21 protein-coding genes and 4 pseudogenes are annotated in these 26,657 nt (G+C 30.4%); 19 read left to right on the top strand and 6 right to left on the bottom strand.

All coding sequences use genetic code 11. The annotated features are described in order from the left end of the window. The first annotated feature begins 7 nt into the window (after positions 1 to 7). From MPTP_RS05700 to holA, 16 genes and pseudogenes are all read left to right on the top strand, one after another. Positions 8 to 499 (top strand): HD domain-containing protein, encoded by a 492-nt coding sequence (locus MPTP_RS05700; RefSeq protein ID WP_013774149.1) that lies wholly within the window; start codon positions 8 to 10, stop codon positions 497 to 499. A 416-nt stretch (positions 500 to 915) separates the two neighbouring features. Further along, on the top strand, positions 916 to 1,194 hold the full coding sequence (locus MPTP_RS05695; RefSeq protein ID WP_013774148.1) for a UPF0223 family protein: 279 nt from the start codon (positions 916 to 918) through the stop codon (positions 1,192 to 1,194). Continuing rightward, positions 1,195 to 1,968: an inositol monophosphatase family protein gene (locus MPTP_RS05690; RefSeq protein ID WP_013774147.1), complete on the top strand. Its 774-nt coding sequence runs from the start codon at positions 1,195 to 1,197 to the stop codon at positions 1,966 to 1,968. Between the two features lie 267 nt (positions 1,969 to 2,235). Then, a complete protein-coding gene (gene typA, locus MPTP_RS05685; RefSeq protein ID WP_013774146.1) occupies positions 2,236 to 4,068 on the top strand; it encodes a translational GTPase TypA in 1,833 nt (610 codons plus the stop codon). Between the two features lie 345 nt (positions 4,069 to 4,413). Beyond that, a complete protein-coding gene (gene recQ / locus MPTP_RS05680) occupies positions 4,414 to 6,186 on the top strand; it encodes a DNA helicase RecQ (RefSeq protein ID WP_013774145.1) in 1,773 nt (590 codons plus the stop codon). Positions 6,187 to 6,325: 139 nt separating this feature from the next. Then, complete coding sequence (locus MPTP_RS05675; protein WP_013774144.1) at positions 6,326 to 6,598, top strand: Fpa/YlaN family protein; 273 nt, start codon at positions 6,326 to 6,328, stop codon at positions 6,596 to 6,598. A 151-nt stretch (positions 6,599 to 6,749) separates the two neighbouring features. Continuing rightward, a complete protein-coding gene (locus MPTP_RS05670) occupies positions 6,750 to 7,859 on the top strand; it encodes a CAP-associated domain-containing protein (protein WP_013774143.1) in 1,110 nt (369 codons plus the stop codon). Then, the gene (locus MPTP_RS05665) at positions 7,856 to 8,296 is read left to right on the top strand and encodes a YlbF/YmcA family competence regulator (protein ID WP_231849629.1); all 441 of its coding nucleotides are present in this window, start codon (positions 7,856 to 7,858) and stop codon (positions 8,294 to 8,296) included. The genes MPTP_RS05670 and MPTP_RS05665 overlap by 4 nt, the downstream gene beginning before the upstream one ends. After that, entirely contained in the window at positions 8,286 to 8,639 is a 354-nt protein-coding gene (locus MPTP_RS05660; RefSeq protein WP_013774141.1) for a YlbG family protein, read from the top strand. Before MPTP_RS05665 ends, MPTP_RS05660 begins: the two co-directional genes overlap by 11 nt. 53 nt (positions 8,640 to 8,692) lie before the next feature. Next, positions 8,693 to 9,256, top strand: coding sequence for a 16S rRNA (guanine(966)-N(2))-methyltransferase RsmD (gene rsmD, locus MPTP_RS05655; RefSeq protein WP_013774140.1), 564 nt, complete (start codon positions 8,693 to 8,695; stop codon positions 9,254 to 9,256). Beyond that, positions 9,249 to 9,746 (top strand): pantetheine-phosphate adenylyltransferase, encoded by a 498-nt coding sequence (gene coaD / locus MPTP_RS05650; RefSeq protein WP_013774139.1) that lies wholly within the window; start codon positions 9,249 to 9,251, stop codon positions 9,744 to 9,746. Before rsmD ends, coaD begins: the two co-directional genes overlap by 8 nt. Continuing rightward, a pseudogene (locus tag MPTP_RS05645) lies at positions 9,746 to 10,809 on the top strand (SepM family pheromone-processing serine protease). The gene coaD and the pseudogene MPTP_RS05645 overlap by 1 nt, the downstream one beginning before the upstream one ends. A 306-nt stretch (positions 10,810 to 11,115) precedes the next feature. Continuing rightward, positions 11,116 to 11,772 (top strand): annotated as a pseudogene (locus MPTP_RS05640) (helix-hairpin-helix domain-containing protein). Between the two features lie 145 nt (positions 11,773 to 11,917). Continuing rightward, positions 11,918 to 12,422: pseudogene (locus tag MPTP_RS05635) on the top strand (ComE operon protein 2). Continuing rightward, entirely contained in the window at positions 12,394 to 14,730 is a 2,337-nt protein-coding gene (locus MPTP_RS05630) for a DNA internalization-related competence protein ComEC/Rec2 (RefSeq protein WP_013774137.1), read from the top strand. The pseudogene MPTP_RS05635 and the gene MPTP_RS05630 overlap by 29 nt, the downstream one beginning before the upstream one ends. 48 nt (positions 14,731 to 14,778) lie before the next feature. Further along, positions 14,779 to 15,816: a DNA polymerase III subunit delta gene (holA, locus tag MPTP_RS05625; RefSeq protein ID WP_013774136.1), complete on the top strand. Its 1,038-nt coding sequence runs from the start codon at positions 14,779 to 14,781 to the stop codon at positions 15,814 to 15,816. An 83-nt stretch (positions 15,817 to 15,899) separates the two neighbouring features. Here holA and rpsT read toward each other — a convergent pair whose 3' ends face one another. The 4 genes and pseudogenes from rpsT to MPTP_RS05605 all read right to left on the bottom strand — a co-directional run bounded on the left by rpsT (position 15,900) and on the right by MPTP_RS05605 (position 20,057). Then, positions 15,900 to 16,154, bottom strand: coding sequence for a 30S ribosomal protein S20 (rpsT, locus tag MPTP_RS05620; RefSeq protein ID WP_013774135.1), 255 nt, complete (start codon positions 16,152 to 16,154; stop codon positions 15,900 to 15,902). A gap of 207 nt (positions 16,155 to 16,361) precedes the next feature. Further along, positions 16,362 to 18,224 (bottom strand): heavy metal translocating P-type ATPase, encoded by a 1,863-nt coding sequence (locus tag MPTP_RS05615; RefSeq protein ID WP_013774134.1) that lies wholly within the window; start codon positions 18,222 to 18,224, stop codon positions 16,362 to 16,364. A 479-nt stretch (positions 18,225 to 18,703) separates the two neighbouring features. Further along, positions 18,704 to 19,396, bottom strand: coding sequence for a histidine phosphatase family protein (locus MPTP_RS05610; protein ID WP_013774133.1), 693 nt, complete (start codon positions 19,394 to 19,396; stop codon positions 18,704 to 18,706). 35 nt (positions 19,397 to 19,431) lie between these two features. Beyond that, positions 19,432 to 20,057, bottom strand: a pseudogene (locus tag MPTP_RS05605) (MBL fold metallo-hydrolase). A 300-nt stretch (positions 20,058 to 20,357) separates the two neighbouring features. Between MPTP_RS05605 and guaC the strand changes: the two are divergent. Next, the gene (guaC, locus tag MPTP_RS05600) at positions 20,358 to 21,335 is read left to right on the top strand and encodes a GMP reductase (RefSeq protein ID WP_013774131.1); all 978 of its coding nucleotides are present in this window, start codon (positions 20,358 to 20,360) and stop codon (positions 21,333 to 21,335) included. A 137-nt stretch (positions 21,336 to 21,472) separates the two neighbouring features. Here the strand turns inward: guaC and MPTP_RS05595 are convergent, their stop codons facing one another. Together MPTP_RS05595 and thiD are read right to left on the bottom strand one after the other, a co-directional pair. Further along, positions 21,473 to 22,012, bottom strand: a complete 540-nt coding sequence (locus MPTP_RS05595; RefSeq protein ID WP_013774130.1) for an ECF transporter S component — start codon at positions 22,010 to 22,012, stop codon at positions 21,473 to 21,475. 20 nt (positions 22,013 to 22,032) lie between these two features. After that, positions 22,033 to 22,854 carry a bifunctional hydroxymethylpyrimidine kinase/phosphomethylpyrimidine kinase gene (gene thiD / locus MPTP_RS05590; RefSeq protein ID WP_013774129.1) on the bottom strand — a complete coding sequence of 274 codons (822 nt, stop codon included), beginning with the start codon at positions 22,852 to 22,854 and terminating at the stop codon, positions 22,033 to 22,035. Positions 22,855 to 22,969: 115 nt separating this feature from the next. Between thiD and MPTP_RS05585 the strand changes: the two genes are divergently transcribed. Both MPTP_RS05585 and MPTP_RS05580 read left to right on the top strand, forming a co-directional pair. After that, a complete protein-coding gene (locus tag MPTP_RS05585; protein ID WP_013774128.1) occupies positions 22,970 to 24,403 on the top strand; it encodes an aminotransferase-like domain-containing protein in 1,434 nt (477 codons plus the stop codon). A 526-nt stretch (positions 24,404 to 24,929) separates the two neighbouring features. Further along, positions 24,930 to 26,654 carry a phospho-sugar mutase gene (locus MPTP_RS05580; RefSeq protein ID WP_013774126.1) on the top strand — a complete coding sequence of 575 codons (1,725 nt, stop codon included), beginning with the start codon at positions 24,930 to 24,932 and terminating at the stop codon, positions 26,652 to 26,654. Positions 26,655 to 26,657 lie beyond the last annotated feature (3 nt).

The raw sequence follows: 26,657 nt of genomic DNA, 5'->3' as shown, positions 1-26,657 counted from the left end.
TAAGAAAATGGCTGAAAAATGGTTTGAAGATGCAGAATATGTTTCGTATGTAGAAGATTTATTAGCAACGGATGAAGTGAAACGTTTAAATAATTATGTACATCATATTCATACAACCCGTCTGGAACACTGTATTAGTGTTTCTTATAATAGCTATAGGCTAGCAAAACGTTGGCATTGCAATAAAAGAGCAGTAGCTAGAGCTGGTTTATTGCATGATTTATTTTTTTATGATTGGCGAACAACTAAATTTGATGGTGGTACACATGCTTATATGCATCCACGAATCGCAGCTAAAAATGCAGAAAGTATCACCGAATTGTCGGATTTAGAAAAAGATATTATTATCAAACATATGTGGGGAGCAACAATAGCGCCGCCTAGGTATAAAGAAGGCTATATTGTAACAATGGTAGACAAATATTGTGCTTTTAAAGAAGTAATGAATCCATTAATGTATAGCTTTAAAAATAAGTGGCGATATCATACAACCAAATAAGGTTCTTCTTATTTGATTGTTTTTCACAACCTACTCAGGTAAAGATCTTTTAATATTCTATAAAAACAATCCATTTATTCTTATCAGGACAAAATTCATAAATTACGAACATATCTATTAAATAAAAAGGCATGAGTATTTCTCATGTCTTTTTATTTAATTGGATTTTTATAAAAAATAAAAGAGCGGAAACAAGCTATCAATGAATTGAAATAATCATGCTTGTTTTTTTCTTCTAAGAAAAGATATAGAATTATTTTTAAGTTCATGAATAGAAATTTCGTTCATTCAATAATTTTCGTTCATTCAATAATTAATGAATACTTCAAATTTTGAGAATGAAATAAAAACGAAATAATAAGAATAATTCCTATTTTCCTTTTAATTATGCTAAACTTGCCATGAGGTGAATCAACATGAAGAATTATCAATATCCATTAGAACTAGACTGGACTAAGGAAGAGATTATTATAGTAACTCGTTTATGGGCAGCTGTTGAGCAGGCAAACGAGACTGGTATCGAGGTTAATGAATTTATGAAAACTTATCGAACCTTCAAAACTGTGATCCCTAGTATTGGTGAAGAAAAAGCATTAGGCAAAAAGTTTCAAAAGGTGTCTGGTTACTCACTCTATCAAACACTGCAACAAGCAAAAGGAATGGAAAAAGGATTATTGAAACTGGAGGATAAATAAATGGAGAAAGAAAAGCTAATTATACAAATAAAAAAATGGCTAGAGGAAGCAGCAGTGTATATTCGAAAAAATATCAGAGCAGAAATAGAAGTAACTGAAAAATCTGGTCGTACAGACCTAGTTACAAATATGGATGAGGAAATTCAAGGTTTCTTAATCGATAAAATCCAAAAAAACTATCCAAAAGATCGCATTTTAGGTGAGGAGAAAGGGTATTCTTCCATTGATTCTTTTACAGGACGTGTTTGGATTATTGATCCAATTGATGGAACAATGAATTTTGTGATGGAAAAAGAAAATTTTTGTATTATGATTGGAATTTATGTTGATGGCAAAGGAGAACTTGGTTTCATCTATGATGTAATGAATCATCAATGCTATTGGGGAGGAGTAGACTTAGGTGTACATTGCAATGATCGTTTATTAGAATCACCTAAAATGAAATCATTATCTGATGGATTAATGGGAATGAATGCCTTTATGTTTGGTAAAAATATTCATCATGCAAAAGAAATTGGTGAAACTAGTCGTGGTATTCGTGTCACCGGCTGTGCAGGTTTAGAATTGATTGCTATGTTGAAAGGAAACCATATTGGTTATCTTTCTAACTTATATCCTTGGGATTATGCCGCAGGCATTGTTCTACTGAATGAATTTGGATTTTTCTATTCAAATGTTTCGGGTGAACCTTTGAAATTCTCAGGACGAGAATACTTTTTAGCAGCCACTCCAGTAGCCTATCAAGAAATCACAAGTCAATATTTCAATCTTTAATTGTTCATTATCGAGTTGAAAATTTAAAAACAGTGTGGCATGTCCGTTATTTGTAGTATAAATCTTTTGATGAACTTTAGGCTAGATAAATGCAAAAAATAAATTAAAAATTATTAAAAAATAATATAGAAATTTTCAGAAAAAATAATAAAAAATGTAAATTTTTTTAAATTTAATAGATAAAGACTATATTTTAATCTTAAAATTTGGTATAATAAAAAGTCGGGATTTACATTACAGTTAATATTAGAGTAGGGAGTAATTATATTGAACTATAGAAATGATATTCGCAACGTAGCCATTATTGCTCACGTTGACCATGGAAAAACAACATTAGTCGATGAATTATTGAAACAATCTGATACCTTGGATGATCATATAGAGCTACAAGAAAGAGCAATGGATTCGAATGCGTTAGAAAAGGAACGTGGAATTACCATTTTAGCTAAAAATACTGCAGTTAAATATAAAGGCACAAAAATTAATATCATGGATACTCCAGGCCACGCGGATTTTGGTGGTGAAGTAGAGAGAATTATGAAGATGGTAGATGGTGTTCTATTAATTGTTGATGCCTATGAAGGTACAATGCCACAAACACGTTTTGTTTTGAAAAAGGCACTTGAACAACATTTAACACCAATTGTTGTTGTAAATAAAATTGATAAACCTTCTGCACGTCCAGCTGAAGTTGTTGATGAAGTATTAGAATTATTTATTGAACTAGGTGCAGATGAAGACCAATTAGAATTCCCAGTTATTTATGTCTCTGCTATCAATGGAACTTCTAGCTTATCAGAAGACCCAGCTGATCAAGAAAAAACCATGATTCCAGTTTTTGATACCATTATTAATCATATTCCTGCACCAATTGATAATAGTGAAGATCCATTACAATTTCAAGTTTCCTTACTAGATTATAATGAATATGTTGGTCGTATTGGAATTGGTCGAGTATTTAGAGGAGAAATTAAGGTTGGTGATCAGGTAGCTTTAATGAAATTGGATGGTTCTGTTAAAAAATTCCGCGTAACAAAATTATTCGGTTATTTTGGATTACAACGTCTGGAAATTGAACAAGCTAAAGCTGGAGATTTGATTGCTGTTTCTGGAATGGAAGATATTTTTGTAGGAGAAACGGTAACACCCGTTGATCAACAAGAAGCGCTGCCAATCCTTCATATTGACGAACCAACACTACAAATGACATTTTTGGTGAACAATTCACCTTTTGCTGGACGTGAAGGTAAATTTGTCACAGCTAGAAAAATTGAAGAACGCCTAATGGCACAATTACAAACAGATGTGTCTCTTAGGGTAGATCCAACCGAATCACCAGATCGATGGACAGTTTCAGGTCGTGGTGAGTTACATTTATCTATTTTAATTGAAAATATGAGACGTGAAGGTTATGAACTTCAAGTTTCTCGTCCAGAAGTGATTGAACGTGAAATTGATGGTGTAATTTGTGAGCCATTTGAACGTGTTCAAATTGATACACCTGAAGAATACATGGGCAGTATTATTGAATCATTAAGCCAACGTAAAGGTGAAATGCAAGATATGATACACACAGGCAATGAACAAATTCGCTTAATTTTCTTAGCACCAGCACGTGGATTAATTGGTTATACGACAGAATTTTTATCGATGACTCGTGGATATGGCATTATGCACCATACTTTTGATCAATACTTGCCAATGATTAAAGGACAAATTGGTGGACGTCATCAAGGGACTTTGGTATCCATTGATACTGGAAAAGCAACAACTTACAGTATCATGAGTATTGAAGAACGTGGAACAGTTTTTGTTGAGCCGGGTACAGAAGTGTATGAAGGAATGGTTATTGGTGAAAATAACCGAGAGAATGATTTAACGGTGAACATTACCAAAGCAAAACAAATGACAAACGTTCGTTCGGCTACAAAAGATCAAACATCTGTTATTAAAAAACCAAAAACGCTGACTTTAGAAGAATCATTAGAATTTCTAAATGATGATGAGTACTGTGAAGTAACACCTGAAAGTATTCGTTTAAGAAAACAATTATTGAATAAAAGTGAACGTGAAAAGGCAAATAAAAAGAAAAAAAGTTAATCAAGAACATTTAAATTTATATAAATAGGTAGGAAGAGCTAGAAAATTAAATTTTTTAGCTCTTTTTGCTATTTTTTACTTTTAATGATTAAAATAGATGAAAATAAAAAATAGTCATAAATGGTAGTCATAAATTAATAAATTTAGGTCTATTTTTGAATGAAGAGAAATCGTTTTGTGGATAACTAGGTCTAGTGCAAAAATGAGTTATTTATGCATCGCTATTTTATTCTATTTTATTTTTTAAAATGTTTCATAAATTTTTTTGTTTCACAAGATTTCTTGAACTGTTGAATAGTAAATGGTAGAATGGATCGTAAGAGTATGCAGGTGGGAGAGTAAATAATGGCTGATACAAAGCAATTACTAAAAAAAGTATTTGGATATGAGCAATTTCGTCCTGGACAACAAGAATTAATTAATTGTGTTTTGAATAGACAAAATGTTCTGGGAATTATGCCAACAGGTGGAGGAAAATCTATCTGTTATCAATTACCTGCCCTGATGCTACCCAATTTAACCTTGGTGATTTCACCTTTGATTTCATTAATGAAAGATCAGGTAGATGCTTTAAATCTGTTAGGAATTCCAGCTACCTTTATTAATAGCACAATTTCTATTCAAGAAATGAATCATCGGATCCAATTAGCAGTAGATAAGAAGGTAAAGTTATTATATATTGCACCAGAACGGCTAGAATCTTATGATTTTCAACAACTTTTATTACATGTACCTATTGATGTACTAGCCGTTGATGAAGCTCATTGTATTTCTCAGTGGGGATACGATTTTAGACCTAGCTATTTACGGGTAGCAGAGATTATTCACCAATTTAAACAACAGCCAACTATAATTGCATTGACTGCAACTGCAACGCCACAAGTGGCGGAAGATATTCTAAAAAAATTATATATTCCTATTGATAACCAGGTAAAGACAGGATTTTTAAGAGAAAACCTATCTTTTCAGGTAATTAGAGACCAAAATCGCGACTTATTCTTATTAGAATATCTCAAATTAAACCAAGCACAAGCAGGAATTATTTATGTCAATACACGTAAGGAAGCTGAACGGATTTATTTATTATTAAAAAGTAAAAAAATTGCTGTTGGAATTTATCATGGTGGAATGAGCGAACAAGAACGAAATGACAATCAAGAAAAATTTCTGTTCGATCAACTACAAGTTATTGCTGCTACCAATGCTTTTGGCATGGGGATTAATAAAAGTAATGTTCGTTTTGTTATCCATGCACAGACACCTGGTAATATTGAATCTTACTATCAGGAAGCAGGACGCGCTGGTCGTGATGGTTTGCCAGGAGATGCGATTTTATTTTACACCCCTCAAGATTTACAAATTCATCATTATTTTATTGAACAAATGACTTGTACAGATGATTATAAGCAACAACAATATACAAAACTAAAAGAAATTTCTCAATATGCAAATACTCAAGTATGCTTACAGCAATTTATCTTAAATTACTTTGGTGATCATGGCCTGGAATGCCATAAATGTACAAATTGTTTGGATCAACGAGAGTTGGTTGATATTACAATAGATGCTCAAAAAATATTATCCTGTGTCAAGCGAATGGGAGAGCGATTTGGTAAAGGCCTAGTTGGTAGAGTATTAACTGGATCAAAAGATAAAAAAATTGAACAGTGGCATCTTGATCAACTGCCTACTTATGGATTATTAAAAGATCGAACACAAAAAGAAGTTGTTCAGCTAATTGATTATTTAACAGCTAAGGGACAATTGATTGCTACTTCTGGACAATACCCGATTCTTCAGGTGTCTCCCTTGGGAATAGAAGTTCTGTTAGGAAAATGTTCTGTTTTTAGAAAAGAGGATCAAAAAGTACATAAAGTAATTGACAATGATGAATTATTTGAAACGCTTAGAGAATTACGTATGGATTTGGCGCAAAAAGCAAATGTTCCTCCTTATTTGGTTTTTTCTGATAGTACCTTAAAAGAAATATGTGAAAAGTTACCTAAAAATACGATTCAGTTTTTACAAATTAAAGGGGTTGGCCAAAATAAACTAGATAAATATGGTGAACTATTTATTAATAAAATTAAGGAATTCCAATCAGAAAATAAAATTTGATTCATTCATTTTTTCTTATTATTTCAATACCAATTGTCGCTATTTTTTTCAAGAATAAAAGACAAATGATGTTTTAAAAATCATGAATCTTTATATCGTTTATGATATAATTAAACAATTAGGAGTAGGAGGCAAAAGTATGGAACCTATTTCAAAAGAACATGCCATCCAATTATTAAATGAAGATGCATGTAAAATTAAACAATTAATTCAAAGTCAAAAAAATAGTCTTTGTATTTTTCAATGTAAAGCTTTTGAAGAAATAATAGATACACAAATTTATGGATTTTCAAGACAGGTTACTTATGCTGAACGCTTAGGTCTATTGACTATAGCTGAAGGACAACAATTGATTAAACACCTTGGGAAAGAATTAGACCAATTGTATACAGATATTTATGAAAAAGAATAAGCAATCGAATTAAAATAAACAATTGCTGATTTGATATTTTATCTAAGTATAAAGTTTAATCCTCATACCTATTCGGTGATTAAAAACACTGAAATCATCGCTATTTTTATATATTATTAAAATAACTGAGTAAAGATGGATAGGAGAAGCTATGAAGCGATTTTTGGCTTTTGTTTTCGTACTTATAACTATAATAATTCTTGGTTATTTACAACCAATCTATTTTCCAGTAAAAAAAACAGAAATTGCTAAAGTAGACACTGAGCAACAAAGCAATTTTCAACAAGCGCTTCCTTATGAAAAATTACCAACAACTGGTTATGCTGATTATATTGGTAAAAATAGTTCTTTCTTAATTAATCAATTAGGAATGCCAAGTGCAAAAATAACTGCCAATTATAATTATGAATGTTGGCAGTTTAATCGTTCAAATGGTGAATATATAGAAGCAAATGTAAAAGATGGAAAGATAGCTGCTATCAAGGTACTTAATAAAACGCAGGAAACAACTCCTTTTCATTTAGGTATGATTTTGTCAGAAGTCTCTCACAAGATAACAATTTACTCAAATTTTAACTTCTCTTATAATAAAAAACAATATAATTTAGAATTAACTGAGGAAGATATGAATTATCGCCCACTCATTGCCTTTAATAATGATACATTCGCTATTTTATTTTTTGGTCAAGGAAATAAAAAATTAATAGGAATTATTTATCTAGATAAAGAAAGTTTGCTGACAATGCTGCCTTATCAATTAAATAAAGGCCAGCAACTATTGCCTAATAAACAACAAAGTGGTAATTATTCTAAAAAACAACTTATTCAGGTCATTAATCGATTAAGAAAAGCTGAAAAACTACCTGTATATACAGAGAATAGAGATAACCAAAAACAAGCAGAACTATTTATAGAGGAATTTAATGAAAAAAAGACCTTATTTCTTTCTGATGAACGTTTAAGAAAATTAAGTGAAATCCAAAATTCTCCTTTTGTTAATCTTTATTTTTCTTTATCAAGTGAAGAAGTCAAACAATGGTTAACTATTGAGAATATGAATCAAAATAATAGAACAATTATCTATCAAGAACCTATCTATGATCCAGTATTTACACTATTATCATGGTTTTCTGATCCATTGGATTATCCAAAATTTAACCATAAACAAAAGGAAATGTTGAGTGTTGCATTAGATAATCATAGCATGCTAATCTTAATACACAGGAATATAGACGAAAAATCTCTGAATAAAGGAAAATGAATCATATGATTATTACAAATCAGCTGTTTAACATTGAAGATCAAATTACTCAACTGAGTAGCGCAATTACAACAAGTAACAAAATGAAAAATTATCATCAAGCTTACCAGAAAATGAATACTTCCTCAATTGTTTTAAAAAAGCGACAAGCTTTTCTAAATAGTAGAGAATCTTTTGAAGCAATAAAAAATTATGATCACTATGTACCTGACTATTACAAAAAAAAGCGAGATGTACATAAAGCTAAAAGAGAACTGGATATATTACCAGAAGTAGCAACATTTCGTCAAGCTGAATTAGAAATACAAACGATTTTAGATGTAATTGGAACGCAAATCGCTAACACGATCTCTCAAACTATTCATGTAGATACAGGTAATCCTTTTTTTGAAGGAAAAAAAAAGGCAAATTGTGGAGGTTCCTGCCATGGATGTTAAACATGAATTAACCATACAAAAACGTCGATGTTTAATTATTTGGCTGTATAGTTTAAGGCAATTAAAACAATTGAAGCGGTATGGAATTATTCATTATGTATCTCATCGCGCAAAATATGTTGTTTTATACACTGAAGATGAAGGCATTGATATAATAAAAAATAAAATCAGTGAATTGAATTTTGTGAAAACTGTTGAAAAATCTTATTTGCCAGACTTAAATATGAGTTTTACTGGTAAGATTGATAATAAAACAGATACCTCAAAAATAGAAAATAGTTTTGATCTAGAAAAACGAACAACAAAAATCCAATTATCTGAACAATTGGATGATTATATTTAGCAAAATATATAAAATAAAAGATTTTTTATAAATAATATAAAAGGAAAACATATATGCGCATAATTTCTGGGATTTATAAAGGCCGTCGATTAAAAACATTAAAAAATAACTTAACTCGTCCAACAACAGATAAAGTTAAAGGAGCTATCTTCAATGTCATTGGCCCGTATTTTGATGGAGGAGTTGTTCTTGATTTATTTTCTGGTAGTGGAAATCTAGCGATTGAGGCAATTTCAAGAGGAATGGAAAAAGCAGTTTGCGTTGATAAAAATTATGAAGCAATTAAAATTATTAAAGAAAATGTTGCAAACGTAGATGAAACAGGAAAATTTATTATAAAAAAGTCAGATGCACAAAAAGCTTTAATCCATTTAAAAGCCGAAAATCGTCAATTTGATTTAGTTTTTTTAGATCCACCTTATGCTGAGCAAAAGATTATACAACAAGTTGAACAACTATCTACTGATAACTTGCTGGCAGAGGAAGCATTAGTTGTTTGTGAAACAGATAAAATGTGTGAATTGCCAGTATGTATTGCTCAATTAAAGCAAATACGCAAAATGGATTATGGTATTACTAAAATTACTATTTATAAAAGAGAGGTTCCTTATGAATAAAATTGCTCTTTTCCCAGGCAGTTTTGATCCATTAACAAAAGGGCATTTAGATATTATTCAGCGTAGTGCCAAATTATTTGATGAAGTAATTATTGGGATCTTTGTCAATACCAATAAAACTCCTTTATTTACTCTATCTGAACGGGTTGAAATGATTAATAAAACGATTGCTTTTTTGCCCAATACAAGGGTAGTTACACAAAAAGAACAATTAACAATAACAAGTGCCAAACAATTAGGCGCTAATTTTTTAATTAGAGGAATTCGCAATGTAAAAGATTATGAATATGAACGTGATATTGCCACGATGAATCAACAATTGGCCTCTGAAATTGAAACAGTCTTTTTGTTAGCAGATCAGAACTTTACACAAGTTAGTTCTAGTATTTTAAAAGAAATTATTCATTTTAATGGAGACGTATCTAATTATCTACCAACTGAAGTAAATAATCGGCTAAATGAGAAAAGGCAAAAAGGACTGAATAGCTAATGAAACAAAATAAAAAATTCTCTTTAAAAGTATTTTTACCAACTTTCTTTATATTTATTTTAGCCGTTGCTTTTTTTGTTCCAATTCCTTATTATATTGAAGGGCCAGGAACTACAGAAAATTTAAAGGAAATTATTCGTGTTGATAATAAAAAAGATCATGCAAGGGGTAGTTTTTATCTAACTACTGTAGGAATACGTCCAGCGACAATGGTTACGGCATTAATAGCAAAATTCTCTGACTTTTATGAACTAGAAAATAAAAAAGAGTTAATGGGAGACAATAGCAATCAAGAGTATAATCAAATCCAGCAATATTATATGGATTCATCAAAAAATGCGGCTATTGAACAGGCTTTAAAGTTAGCTCATCTTCCTTATAAAATGACATTTAAAGGGGTTTATGTATTAGCAATTGAAGATAAATCAGATTTCAATAAAAAATTAAGGTTGGAGATACAGTTGTTGGAATTGATGGCCATACTTTTAATAATAAAGAGTCTTTTATGGATTATGTTCAAAAACAAAAAATTGGTCAAAAAGCTAAAATTACCTATGTCCAAAATGGAAAAGAAAAAAAGACAACTGGTAAACTCATGCAGTTGCCAACAACCAAAAAAGCGGGGATTGGAATTACTTTAGTTGATCATACAGAGATTATTCCTTCCATACCTGTTTCCATTAAAACAGATAATATTGGTGGACCTTCAGCTGGATTAATGTTTACTTTAGAAATCTATAAACAACTCACGCATAAAGATCTACAAAAAGGCTATAAAATTGCTGGAACTGGTACAATGGATAATCAAGGGATTGTTGGACGGATTGGTGGAATTGATAAAAAGATAGTTACTGCTAGTAAAAATAATATTGATATCTTTTTCGCTCCAAATGATGAAATTACAAAGGAAATACGCAAGGCAAATCCAAAGATACTATCAAACTATAAAGAAGCAAAACAAACAGCAAAAAAAATAGATACTAAAATGAAAATAATTCCTGTTAAAACTGTTCAAGAAGCAGTGAATTATCTAGAAAAACTCCCAGAAAAAGGTAGTAAATGATGGGAGAAATTTAAAATGGTAATTATGTATCATCTAGGTGAAAATGATGAATAAAAATCAAAGTGTATTATTTGAATTTATTTAATAAGAATATGTTATTCTAATGGTTCTTTAAATGTTTAATTTAACGTTTAAAGAACCATTTTTATAATAAAATTTTTGAATGATATATGGTTATTCGATTGAATAAGAAAAAACTATCTAATAGTTAGGATTAAAAGAAATGATTTATTCTAGCTATTTTACTTATTAGTAATTAAAACATCAAAATCCATTTATTTTACGTATCTTTTTTTAGGAGGTGAGATGATGGAAAGATGCCAAAAATTGTTGAAAAGTTATCTATCATTTATTAGCATAGATTTTATAATAATAATTTTTATAGCATTGATTGGTATAAACTATACAATGAGCAAAAGCGAGGAAACTGTAAAGCAACAACCGACGTTTGATATATCCAAAGAAGAGAAAAAAGTAGAAATAGATAAGACAGAAAAAGCGACACAACAAAACGAAAGTCCTTATCTAGATATTAAAGGTGCCGTAAAAGCACCAGGTATGTATAAAGGAAAAATAAATATGCGGGTATGGGATGCCATTGCTCTAGCAGGTGGTTTAACAGAAGAAGCAGAAACAAAACAGGTAAATTTTTCTCAAAAAATAGCAGATCAGATGGTCATTTATATACCTATAAAAGGAGAAGAGATCCAAGAAATCTCTTATTCTACTCCAGAAAAAACAAATCAATTAAATAAAAAATTAGAAAATGAGAAAGTAAACTTAAATCAGGCAGACGAACAGCAATTACAACAATTAAATGGTATTGGATTGAAAAAAGCTCAAGAAATCATCCGTTATCGAGAAGAGTAAGGAGAATTTAAGACTATTGAAGACCTTGAAAATGTGTCTGGAATTGGTGCAAAAACGGTAGAAAGTTTAAAAGACGCTATTACTGTATCTTAATAAAAGTGGCTGGAAAAATAAAGTTTTATTGACTAGTTTTTTATGATCGCTTACCATTTAACTATGTAATATAATATATTATTGATCAGCAGATAATCATTGCATAAGTAACGAAATAAATTAAATCGTCTAAAAGGAGAATAAAATGACAGTTGAGAGGATTCCTTGGAATCAATATTTTATGGCTCAAAGTGTTTTGTTATCACTACGAAGTACATGCAAACGTTTGGAAGTCGGTGCAACAATTATTAAAGATAAAAGAATTATTGCTGGTGGATATAATGGTTCTGTTAGTGGTGACGTTCATTGCCTTGATGAAGATTGTCTTATGATGGAGAATCATTGTGCACGAACAATCCATGCGGAAATGAATGCTATTTTGCAATGTGCAAAGTTTGGCATACCAACGGAAGGAGCAGAAATTTATGTAACCCATTTTCCGTGTTTGCAATGTACAAAAATGATTTTACAGGCAGGAATTAAAAAATTTTTATTTAAAAAATTATAGAAATGATGTCTATGCAATAAATTTAATAAAAAAAGTTGGTGTAGAAATAGAACAAGTTTTACTTTCAAAAGATTATTTTGCTGAATTACATTTTGGAGAATATTCATCACCGTTTGAAGAATTATCTACAAGAGATAAATAACTATTATTTTTTTCCAGCACTTGCTTCCTTGGGTGTTGCTATATTTTTATTAGAGATGCATAAATCAAATGTCTTTTTATTAGGAATCATTGCAATAAGGATTTATTGTACCAAACATAGAAAAATCCAATTATGTTGTTTATTGGTTGCCTTTCTTACCTTATTATCTAGTGGCTATTTATTAATTCATGAGAAAAAACATCAATTAGACGAAATGAAAAATTGTTCAGGAAAATTGACTATTTGGCCAGATAATATTCGGGTAGATGGTGATCGTCTACAATTGAGAGGAAAAGTAAAGCTAGATAATCCCACATTCACTTTTAAAAATCTTGCTTTTTACAAATTAACTTCAAAAGAAGAGAAAATATATTGGCAAACGCGCATGAGACCTGTTGAAATTTCTTTTGTGGGAAGTAGTCAGAAACCATTAGATCAAATCAATCGATTTGGATTTAATTACCAAAAATTTTTGAAACAACAAAAGATATACCAAATAATTACAGTAAAAAAAATTCATTCTATTTCAGCTGTTGTAGTACCTATTTATCGCTTTGACAGATGGATAGGTATATTAAGAAGTTGGCTGGCGCAGCACATTCAAAGAAATTTTGGAAAACAAACAGCTATATATATGAATATGTTGCTCTTAGGGATTAAACAATCAGAATTCTCAGAAATTGAAGAAACATTTTCAACGCTAGGCATTTTACATTTATTTAGCTTATCAGGAATGCATGCCACTTTTTTTATGAATTGTCTTCGATATTTTTTGCTTAGAATAGGTATTCAAACAAATAAAGTTTTTTGGTTACAATTGCTTTTTGCTATTTTTTATAGTGGAATGACTGGTTTTTCTATTAGTGTTATACGAGCATTGTTACAAATGAGTTTTCAATTAATAAATCAGAAATATTCATTAAAATTATCTAGTTTAGATTGCTGGAGCTTGGCATTAATAGTTCATTTATTAGGAAATCCTTATCTTTTGTTCACAAATGCTGGAAAATTTAGTTATTTTCTTTCTTTTTTTATTTATTATATTTTAAAAATTATTGCTCATTATCCATCTAAATGGTTGAAATCTTCTTTACTTTCTTTATTGCTAGGTATTACCATGATTCCCTTAGCAGGTGTTACCTTTTATGAATGGCAAGTTTTCAGCAGTTTGTTAACTTGGATTTGTTTTCCTCTATTTAAAAAGATTCTTTTACCAATTATACTAAGTAGTTTTTTATTTTCATTTATTAGTAAAATAAATATCTATATTGTTATTTTAGAACAGTTTTTTCAATCGTTAACCATTCTTTTTATGAGAATTGAACAATTTTGGAGTGGAAATATAGGTATTCGACATTTTTCATTCTTTACCTGTTTATTAATAATTTATCTGCTGATTTGTTTTTTTAATGCTTGGATAAATAAAAAAAGACGAGCAATAAGTTATTCTATCTGTCTTTTACTTGTTCTTAATTTTAAATTTCTCTCTCCTATAGGAACAGTAGCTATCATAGATGTTGGTCAAGGAGATAGTATTTTTTTGCAAGCACCCTTTCATAAAGAAAATATTTTGATTGATACAGGTGGAAAACTTGCTTTTAAAAAAGAGGAGTGGGCAATGCGTCAGCAGGAAAAAGCGGGAGCAACCTATTCAGTGATACCTTATTTGAAAAGCAGAGGAGTTACAAAACTAGATAAAGTATTTATTACCCATGGAGATGAAGACAATTTTGGCGATTTATTAACGATTAGTAAAAAAATTAAAATTAAAAATCTCTATTTTCCAAATGGAACAACGAAAAAGAAAAAATTTTTATCAGCAATTAAACAACTAAGCAAAAATGGAACAAGGTGTTATGAATTATTGGCAGGTGATAATATAGATAGTTATTTTCATTTTGAATTTCTTTCACCTTTTAAAGAAGGAATAGGTGAGAATAATGATTCTCTCGTTATGTATACAAAAATTGCTGACAAAAGTTTTTTATTCACTGGAGATCTGGAAATAGAGGGAGAGCACCAACTCATTAAGTATTGGCCAACATTGACGATTGATATTTTAAAAGTAGGTCATCATGGTAGCAAAACTTCAAGTAGCCCAATGTTTTTAGATCAATTAAAACCACAAGAGGCAATTATTTCATGTGGTCGTAATAATCACTTTAATCATCCGAATATTGAAGTTTTAAAAGAGCTTGAAAAAAGGCAAATAGATCTTTTTCGTACAGACCAACAAGGAATGATTTATTATGAATGGTTACCAGGAAGTAAATTGTCAAAAGGAAAAGTTGTTAAAAAAACGAACTAGCTTTTATCTTTTTTAAATGTTAGGATGAGAAGAGAAAAGGAGAAAATTATGGATTTACAAACTGCCTTGAAAGAATTACAGACTGGGAAGATTGCACCAATTTATTTATTAACAGGAACAGAACAATATTTAATTGAGCTCTTTAAAAAAAATTTATCGCAAGCGATATTTAAAGGAGATGGCCAATTAAATAGTTTGTCTTTTGATATGGAAGAAACTTCACTAGAAGTTGCCATTGAAGAAGCAGAGACGGTGCCATTTTTTGATGATTATCGCTTAATTTTTATAAAAAATCCCTATTTTTTAATGTCTGAAAGAAAAAACAAAGAAATTGAACAGAATATAGATAGATTAATAGATTATATAAAGCAGCCATTAGCTACTTCTGTTGTAGTCTTAATTGCAAATGTTGCAAAATTAGATCAAAGAAAAAAAATTACAAAATTACTACAAAAGCAGGCAAAAAACATCGATGTAAATTCAATGAATGAACGAGAGTTATATCGATATACCGAAGAGACGATTAAAGCAGAAGGCTATACTATCAGGGCGGATGCTCTTGAATTATTAATGCAATTAACTAATTTTAACCTATCTAAACTAATAAATGAGACACAAAAATTATTTTCCTATGCTTGGGATACAAAAATAATTACTTATATTATGGTTAAAGAATTAGTACCTAGGTCTCTTGAAGATAATGTGTTTGAGTTAGCTAATAAATTATTAATAGGCAAGACGGATGAAGCAATAGAGCTTTATAAAGATTTAGTTTTGCAAGGAGAAGAGATAATTAAATTAAATGCTATATTAATAAACCAAATGAGATTATTAATACAAACAAAAATTTTAGTTCAGTTAGGATACCAACAAGCAAATATTGTTGAAACTCTAGGTATTCATCCTTATCGTGTGAAAATTGCAATGCAACAAGTAAGAAATTCTGAATTAAAACATTTAGAAGGTATTTATGATGGATTTATTGAGAATGATTATGCAATGAAGACAAGTAAAATGGATAAAGAATTATTATTTCAACTCACTATTTTAAAATTGACAGGATCGTTAAAAAAATATAAGTATTGATGAAATGAATAGAAGTCATAGTAATAAATAAACATAAAAAGTAAAAAGAAGCCAACAAAATTGTTAACTTCCTGAACAGCTTTTTATTTTACTAATTTTTTACTTAAACGAGATTTGTCATGGCTTGCTTTATTTTTATGAATCAAGCCTTTTGTTTCTGCCATATCGATAGCTTTAATAGCTTCTTTATGTAAAACATCTACATTGTTGGCTCCTGCTGTAACAGCTTCTTCAAATTTTTTGATTGCTGTACGCATTGAATTTTTTTGAGATGAATTTTGTTCATTTGCATTTTCGTTTTTACGTACACGTTTAATTGCAGATTCAATATTTGGCATGTGTTTCACCTCCGATAGATAAGTTCTTACACACTGGAAAACCAGATGTAATTCAACACTAATTATTATACCTAATACAAACAGTCTTTGCAATAAAAGTTGACAAGTTTTTTTCCTTAACAGGAAATGAAGACTCGTTTTAATAAGTCACATAAATAATTTTATCTTACTATTTTTTCAAAGAAGGGTAAATAATGATCTTATATTTTATTTTGCTGAAATTGGTTTTAATAAACGTAATCCATTTAAAATGACTAAAATTGTACTTCCTTCATGACCAACAACACCAAGGGGTAAGTTAATCAATTGCAGTATGTTAGATAAGATAAGTAGTAGAATAACACTACTGGAAAAAAGTATATTTTGTATAACAATTCTTTTGAGTTTTTTTGATAACATATGACTAAATTTTAAATTGTTTAAATCATTTTTCATAAGGACTACATCAGCTACATCGATCGCAATATCTGTTCCTTCACCCATAGCAACACCAATAGCTGCATTTGCCAAAGCAGGTGCATCATTAATGCCATCACCAACCATTGCATTTATCTTATATTGTTTTTTTTGTTGTTGAATTAATGTTGTTTTTTCTTCTGGTAGACAATTTGCATAAAATGTATCAATTGGTAAAATTTTAGCAATGGTTTCTGCTGTAGTTTGTTGATCTCCTGTTAACATGGTGATATGAATATTTTGACTTTTTAAATAGGTTAACACTTCATTGGCTTCTTTTTTAGGAACATCAAATAATGCAAAAATGGCTACCAGTTGCTGCTCTTTAGAGAGAAAAATAACCGTTTTTCCTTCTTGTTGAAGTTGTTTGACCTGTAGTTGTGTTGCTTCATCAATCAAAAGATCTTGATTATATTTGCCAACTTGCCATTTTTTTTGGTTGATCACTGCTTCCATACCATAACCTGTAATATCATTTACTTCAAAATTCTCATAAACCTGCTGAACTTCTTTTTCAAAATATTTAACAATAGCTTGTGCAAGCGGATGAATAGAATGACATTCAATTGCATAAATAATTTCTATTGCTTCTTGTTGATTGTCCAAAAATAACGTATCAGTAACTATTGGAGTTCCCTTAGTTAATGTACCCGTTTTGTCAAAGGCAATTGCTTTAAGGCTGGCAAGGTTTTCTAAAAAGAGCCCTCCTTTAAATAGGACACCACGTTTTGCATCATTTGAAATAGCTGCTAGTGTAGCTGGCGTAGCTGAAGCAACCAGTGCACATGGAGAGGCAACAACCAATAAAACAATTCCACGATAAAAACTTTCTTCGATGGACCAATGTAGGATAAAATACATCATTAAAACTACTAAGGGAATCAGTAATAAAACACACTTCACATAGATACCTTCAATTTTTTCTATAAAGGTCGAAGTTTGAGAAGGCGTGTTTTGAGCTTCTTCGACCAATTGAATAATTTTAGCAAATGTTGTATCTTCATTTTTTTTATTGATTGTAACAGTAATCGATTGACCAACATTCAATGTGCCTCCTAATACTTCATCACCTATCTTTTTTTCTACAGGAATGGCTTCTCCAGTAATGGCAGATTCATTGATTGTTGTGCTTCCTTGTTGAATAATACCATCAATGGGAATGACAATGCCCTTTGGTACCTGAATCACATCACCAATCGTCAATTCAGAAATAGAGACTTCTTTTGTTTGTCCATCAGCTAATTTTAGAATAGCAGATTGGGGTTTTAAACTTAATAAACGTTTGATTTCTTTTTGGCTTTTATTCGTTGTGTATTCTTCAAGTGCATTACTTAAACAAAAAATAAAAGTTAGCATAGCTCCTTCAAGCCAATCACCAATAATACAAGCACCGATAGCAGCTAGCGACATAAGTAAATCAACATTTAAATGTTTGTTTTGAATAATATCCTCAATACCTGTAATTGTCTGTTTATATCCACCGATCAGAATGGCTAATATAAAAATAACTGGATAAAATGATAACTGATTTTTTTGTATAATGAATCCAATCAACATAAAAATGAAACAAAAAATAGTTTCCACTATTGCTTTATGCTCGTTTGATAGTTTCATAAAAAATCTCCCTTCGTCATAAGAATAGCACAAATAATTTGTTATTGATAATAAAATGTATTAAATGATAATGATAGTAGTTATCAATAAATATAAGTTACCTAAATAATTAAAATTAAAATTAAATAGTAATAATTATAATAAATATTAATGAATATGAGAAAATGATTAATCAATTAAAAAAATAATATTTTTAAAATTTTAGAAAACAATCTATTTTATTAGAGCCATGTAATGAGCAAAAACTAATTTTTTATTTCTAAGATTTAATTGATAAAAAATAAAGAATGTAAAATATCAATAGGTGAAAGGATTGATGAATAGATGCAGCTATCAATGTAAAATTGTGAAAGACGAAAATAGATCTAAAATTAGAATGATACTTGAAAATTCTAACTTTAGATCTTGTAATTTAAATAAATTATTTTTATTAGGATAGAAATCACTAGTTTTTAGAGAACAAAATAGTGAATTTATGATTAATCATGTTGTTTTTTTCCATTTTTAATATATTGAATATTGTTAACTTTATCGATAGTAAATCTATCCTTTGCGTAAAGAAGGGTTGTAACACTGCCATTTTCTAAACTTATCTGCATAGGCAAAGTTGAATCAATTAAAGAAAGTAAAAAAGAAATAGTTAGCCCATGCGACACAACTAAGGTATTACCACCACCATTTTTTTCAGTTTGATGTGCAATATTTTTAAATCCTTCCCATACACGTTCGTGAATTTTACTATAGGGTTCTGCCCAGTTTGCTGTATCCGCTTCAATGATTGCATTTGCTAACTCTTTATAGGTAATATGGTGAGTCATCATTTCATCATAATTTTTAAAAGCTAAAATTCTTGGAACAACTCCCCAGAGTTCACCATTGTATCCACCATCGAGAGATCCAAAGCACCATTCACGTATTCTAGCATCCGTTTGATAAGGAATAGTCGACCCTGCTGGATGTTCTCCTAGGATAATTTGTGCTGTTTGCATTGCCCTTCCGCTATCACTGGAATATGCATTAATAAATGGAATCTCTTTTAGTCCTTTACCAAGGTAATGAATAATTTCAACGCCTTCCTTTGTGAGTGGCGTATCAGACCATCCTTGCGTTCGACCAATTGTATTAAACATTGTTTTCCCATGACGAACAATGTAAAGTTTTGTTTCAGTCATTTTTTTCCTCCTAAATAAATTTCTGGCTTGTTAGTTTAGTTAAAAAATGGATTGGTTTTCTTTTCATGTTCAATCGTTGTTGCTTCACCATGTCCAGGATAAACTGGAAATTCTTCAGGTAAAGTAAATAAATAGGTAGTAATACTATGAAGCAATTGTTGCAAATCACCCGTATATAAATCTGTACGACCAATAGATCCCTTAAACAATGCATCTCCAGTTACAACAAAATCATCAAAAATAAAACTAACACTACCAATTGAATGCCCTGGAGTAGGAACAACATTAAATTTAATATCTCCAAGAGTATAATCTTGCATTTAAAATTCAAATTCTGCAGGTTGGACAATGATATCAGGCATATCATTATGTCTGTTTAGACCAGATAGGTTTAAAATTGGATCTGATAACCATTTTTGTTCTAAGGGACTAACATAAACAGGAATGGTGTAAAGGTGTCTGAGTGATTCAACTGCACCGATGTGGTCATAATGTGTATGTGTTAATAAAATGGCTACAGGTTGTCTTTGGCATTTTTGAATGAATTCAGTAATTTTTTTGCATCAGCACCTGGATCTATGATTAATAGGTGAGTGTCATTATAAATTAAATAACAATTTTCTTGAATGTTGCCAGTAATAATTTGTTCGATATTTAACAAGGTGATCCCTCCCAATTTTCATTTTCTTCACTATTATAGTATACAAAAATAAAAGGAGAATAGAAAGATGGATAGTATACAATTTAAAAAATCAATAAGTTTTGATCAAAAGGAATTAACAAGAAAAACTAAAACAAATACTAAAGAATTAATAAAAAAAATATTTAAAAATTTTTATTGATCATTTTTGACTTTCTTGTTTAATTAGTGTAAATTAGCATAGGCAATTAAAAACTTAATCTTTTTCAATTGTTCGAACTTTTTACGTAATGATTAAATAGTATCTAGGAGGCAAAATGAATGAAAGTTTTTGATTATGAAGATATCCAATTAATCCCTAATAAATGTATTGTAGGTAGTCGTTCTGAGTGTGATACTTCTGTCACACTAGGTAAGCATACATTTAAAATGCCGGTTGTTCCTGCAAATATGCAAACGATTATTGATGAATCTATTGCTGAATTTTTAGCAAAAAATGGTTATTTTTATATTATGCATCGCTTTAATGAAGAAAAACGTTTTTCCTTCATTAAAAAAATGAAAGAAAAACATTTATTGACTTCAATCAGTGTTGGTGTAAAAGAAAATGAATATCGCTTTGTTGAAGAATTAGCTGAAAAAAATTTAATTCCAGATTATATAACGATTGATATTGCTCATGGACATTCTGAAGCTGTAATTCAAATGATTTATCATCTAAAAAAATATTTACCAGAGACTTTTGTTATTGCGGGTAATGTTGGTACACCGGAGGCCGTTCGTGAACTTGAAAATGCAGGAGCTGATGCAACAAAAGTTGGTATTGGACCTGGAAAAGTTTGTATTACAAAAATCAAGACTGGCTTTGGAACAGGAGGATGGCAATTGGCTGCTCTACGCTGGTGTGCAAAAGCAGCTAGAAAGCCTATTATAGCAGATGGGGGAATTCGTACCCATGGAGATATTGCTAAATCTGTTCGTTTTGGTGCAACCATGGTGATGATTGGCTCATTATTTGCTGGTCATGAAGAATCACCAGGCGAAACAAAAATTGAAAACAATGTTTTATATAAAGAATATTTTGGTAGTGCTTCTGAGTATCAAAAGGGAGAAAAGAAGAATGTTGAAGGTAAGAAAATTTGGATTCGCCATAAAGGGAATTTAGAAGACACATTGATTGAGATGAAACAAGATTTACAATCAGCTATTTCTTATGCAGGTGGACGTGATTTAGAGGCAATTAGAAAAGTCGATTATGTTATTGTTAAAAATTCAATTTTCAATGGTGATACTATTTAATCCTTATAATCTGTTTTTTGATAAATTGATATAAAAAATACTTTTTGATTTTGCTAATGGTTACAATGATTAGCAAGATCGAAAAGTATTTTTATTTATTATTTTTCTTTATATAAATAAAATAAGTAAGCTATATTTTATTTCGTAGAAGCATGAATCGCTTTTTTCAAGGGAAAATAAATAATTGAAACAACAATAACAGTAATAACTGCATTGATTATGGTAGCTGGTAACATAATGGCTGCACCAACAAAAGCACTTTTCAAGTTAGCACCTGAAAGTAAAAGGACAATAGTATTTTTTATTTGAGTCATCATAATTTTTGCAATTCCTGCTGAGCAGGCAACTAAAGTAACCTTCCATAGATGATTTAAATTATTGTTGAAAAGTAAAACAACCAAAGAGGCAGCACCTCCTACCACAAAACTTTCTACGATAAAGTAGGGAGCAGTAGCAGCATAACCATTAAAAAGATCGAATAAAGCAAAGCCAATACCACCTGCTAAAGCACCTTTTAAATAACCAATAAACAAAATTGCCAACAATACAACAATATTACCTAAATGAACGAATTCACCAGTAGGTAATGGAATTTTAATCATTGTACCTAAAAAGGTCAATGCAATGAAAACGGCGATTAAGGCAATCGAATGAATAGAAGATGTTTTTTTCATCATTAATTTTGCACTCCTCTTTATTAATTGTTCATTCGGTTTTCAGCTTGATTATAAGCACCATGCCAAGCATAGCCTACGAATGGATTAATCTGTTGACCGTGTTCAATGGCTGCAGCAACAAATTTTTTCGCTAGCTGAACAGCATCTATGACAGAAGTACCTTTAGCTATGCTGGCAGTAATAGCAGCTGCAAATATACAACCTGCGCCATGATTAAAGTTTGTTTTGATCATAGGCCCTTCCAATAAGGTGAATTCATTGCCATCATAAAATAGGTCAATCGCTTTATCAATGTTTAATCGATGACCGCCTTTAATAACTACATTTTTTGCACCAAGTTCTTTTATTTTTTTAGCAGCTTCTTTCATCTGATCTACAGAAGTCAAATCACCCATTTTTGATAAAATACCTGCTTCAACTAAGTTCGGCGTTGTTATCAATGCTTTAGGTAATAATAAATGAGACATTGCTTCTACATTTTCTGGTTGTAGAAGTTGGCAAGTGCCTTTGCAAGCAATAACCGGATCAATAACAATATTTTGCATATCAAATTTATCTATATAATGTCTAGTAATTTCGATTGTCTCAACGGTACCTAACATGCCGGTTTTTAAGGCATCTATTGGACGACTAGCATAAACGGTTTTTAACTGTTTATCTACCAATTCTGGATCAATTGGTGTAATGGTGTGATCCCAGTTTTTATCTTCATCCATTGTTACAATACTTGTTATAGTAGAAAAACCAAATACGCCATACTCTTCAAATGTTTTAAGATCTGCTTGAATGCCAGCACCACCACTTGCATCTGAACCTGCAATGGTTAAAACTTTCTTTATCATTTTTCAGCCTCTTTTCTTTCAAATTATTTTATAATTAGTATAACGGATTGATTATTTGACAAAAACAGCCAATTGGAGTATTTTCAACTCATCCAATTATAAGGAGCAGCCTATTATGTGGGAATTAAAAAAAGAGAAAAACACTCCTATTTATATTAGCATTAGAGAACTTATTTTGTCATATATTAAAACTAGTATTTTATTACCTGGTGAACGACTGCCTTCAGAACGTAAATTAGCAGAATTATTTTCTGTCAATCGTTCAACCGTTGTTCATGCGTTAGAAGAACTTGTTTCTTCTGGTTGGATTATTCGAAAGCCAGGCAGTGGAACCATTGTTAATCAGGAAAAATGGGGAATTGCAACTGCATCACAAACAGATTGGCATCACTATTTAAAGCAAAACATATTTATTCAAAAAGATCCATTTATAAAGGAAATTGAATTAATTATTGCAACTAAAAAGGCTGGCTGGTTGGATCTTTACACAGGTGAGTTGGCAATGGAATTAATTCCTACCTTTGAGTTTCCTGCATTAATCTGGAAACATTTTTTACAAGAAGAAGAAAAACAAGATGATTTAGGTTATTTACCATTAAGAAAGGCAATTAGTGATGAGATAAAACGAGAATATGATTTTGAAGTAGCACCACAGAATTTTCTAATTACATCAGGTGCACAACAAGCATTATATCTTATCCTACAAGTTTTATTAGCACCTGGTGATAGCGTTGCAGTTGATAAACCTTCTTTTTTTTATACATTGCCAATCTTTCAAGCAACTGGAATTCGGCTATATGGAATATCTACAGATGAGGAAGGAATGTCTATAACTGAATTGGTGAATAATATTCATCAACATAAAATTAAAATGATTATAGTAAATCCAACATTTCAAAATCCTACTGGAAATATAATGACAATGAAAAGACGTTATGAACTAATAGAATTATGTCAAAAATACAAAATTCCGATCTTAGAAGATGATGTATTTAGTCAATTAAGTTTTTTACCTAAAGATAAAATTCAACCACTAAAAAAATTAGCACCTGAAAATGTTTTATATGTTGGTTCACTTTCAAAAATTTTAGGTTCAACAACCAAAATTGGCTGGTTAAGTGCACCAGCTTCCGTAAATTTACAATTGGCACAGGCTAGGAAAATGATGGATTTTTCTTTGAGTATTTTCCCTCAATTGATGGCGGAAATAACATTAACTGATAATAATTTTCCTCAAAAAATTGATTTATTAAAGAAACAAATTGATCAAAGAGGGAACGAAGTTTGGCAATTTTTTCAAGAATTTGAAGAATGGGAAGTTCAAAAACCTCAGGGAGGATTCTATCTTTGGATTCATTGGACAAAAATAGACCTTTCCTTACGAGATTGGCAAGCTTTTTTTGATGAAAAGTTACTAATTGCACCAAGCTTTGTTTTTGGTAAACAAAGCAATAGTTTTCGAATTAATTTTTCACAATTAAATGCTGTTAATTTTTCTTTATTCAAAGAAAAAATAAGAAAACTTACAAAAAAATTTTGTCATTCTTAAAAGTTAGATTAGGATAAAAAATCCCTGAATAAATCGATATAAAATAAATGATTTTAAAATAATTTAAATAGCCACAAAGAAGTTATCTAAACATCAAATTATTTCTATCTAGTAAGAAGATAATAATGATATTATAAATAAATTAAGTGGTACTAGTCATAAATATTTTGATTCACAGAATATTTATTGGCCAATGCAATTAAGATTAAAAAATTAAAAAGACAAATTGGGATTCTTTGTTTAACTAGCCGGCTACTTCTTTTTGACTCTAGTTGATAAATTCTATGCAATAATAAAATATATTTTAAATAATAAAAAATAATTTACACAATTATAAAAAACAAAATAAATGATTTTGTTTAATTTTTGTCGTTTTTTTCATTGATAGTAATTTTACTTCTAATTTATCTTTTATGACATACCATTTAAAGAGCAAAAAGTAGGACATTACTTTCTTCTTATAAAAGACAATGCTATACTTGTAAAGAAACGAATAAACAACTAAATTTAAAAGAGGTGTATTTTCATGTCTTGGGAACAAGTTTATGAACAATGGGTAGACGAAAAAAATGTACCGGACAATTTAAAAGAAGAATTAATGGAATTGAAAAATGATCCTGAAAAACGAAAAGATGCTTTTTATGCACCTTTGGAATTTGGTACAGCTGGAATGCGGGGACTCATGGGTGCAGGAATCAATCGTATGAATATTTTTACTGTTCGTCAGGCGACTGAAGGTTTGGCTCGTTTTATGGACACAAAAGATGAAACGACAAAAGAGCGAGGCGTCGCAATTGCCTATGATTCCAGGCATATGTCGTTTGAGTTTGCAATGGAATCAGCAAGAGTATTGGCAACTCACAACATACCAACCTATATTTTTAAAAGCTTAAGACCAACACCAGAATTATCATTTACAGTTCGTTATTTAAAAACATTTACTGGAATTATGATTACTGCTTCACATAATCCAGCTATCTATAATGGCTATAAAGTTTATGGTGAAGATGGTGGACAAATGCCACCAAAAGATGCGGATGCCTTGACAGCATTTGTTCTGGAAATAGAAAATCCCTTAGAAATAACGGTTTTAACTGAAGATGAAGCAAACCAAAAAAATCTTATTCATATGATTGGTGAAGAAGTTGACAATGCCTATCTAGAACAAATTAAAACAGTGACTGTGAATCAAGACTTAATTCATGAAATGAGTAAAAAATTAAAAATTATTTATACACCATTACATGGAACTGGGAGAATGTTAGGTGAGAAGGCATTAAAACAAGCTGGCTTTGAGAATTTTCAGCTTGTTCCTGAACAGGCCATAGCAGATCCCGATTTTACTACTGTAAAATCACCAAATCCGGAAGAACCATCTGCATTTGAATATGCTATTCGTTTAGGTAAGAAAGAGCAAGCAGATTTGTTGATAGCAACAGATCCAGATGGCGATCGTCTTGGTGCTGCCGTTCGTTTGTCAAATGGCGAGTATCAGTTATTAACTGGAAATCAGATAGGTTCATTAATGGTAAAATACTTACTAGAAGCAAATAAAAATGCAAGTACCTTGCCAGAAAATGCTGTTATTTTAAAATCAATTGTTTCAAGTGAATTGCCAGCTATGATTGCAAAGGATTACCATGTAGACGTTGTAAATGTTCTAACAGGTTTCAAATTCATTGCTGAAAAAATTAAACAATATGAAAAAGATCATTCAAAAACTTTTATGTTTGGTTTCGAAGAAAGTTATGGTTATTTAGTAAAACCATTTGTCCGTGATAAAGATGCAATTCAGGCACTCACTTTGCTTTCTGAGGTAGCTGCATATTATAAAAAACAAGACAAAACGTTATATGATGGATTGCAAGATATTTATAAACAATATGGTTATTATGAAGAGAAAACAATTCCAATCACGATGGATGGTATTGAGGGAAATGAAAAAATCAAGACATTAATGAAAAAATTTCGAAATGAAGCGCCAACCGATTTTGCTGGAATTAAAGTACTGCAAACAGAAGACTTTAAACAATTGACGAAAACTTCAGCTGATGGTCAGGTTGAAGCTTTAACCACCTCTTCTTCAGATGTATTAAAATATTTGTTGGAAGATGGTAGTTGGATTGCAATTAGACCTTCAGGGACCGAGCCAAAAATCAAGTTTTATTTGGCTACAAAGGCAACTTCCCAACCAGAAGCAAATAATAAAATTAATGAGTTTGAAGCTGTTATTCAACAATTAATGGCTTAAATT

Source organism: Melissococcus plutonius ATCC 35311, from assembly GCF_000270185.1.
In the GTDB taxonomy this organism is placed as follows: Bacteria; Bacillota; Bacilli; order Lactobacillales; family Enterococcaceae; genus Melissococcus; species Melissococcus plutonius.
The sequence above is the reverse complement of the archived record's forward strand: the minus strand, read 5'-3'. Positions and strand labels throughout refer to the sequence as shown.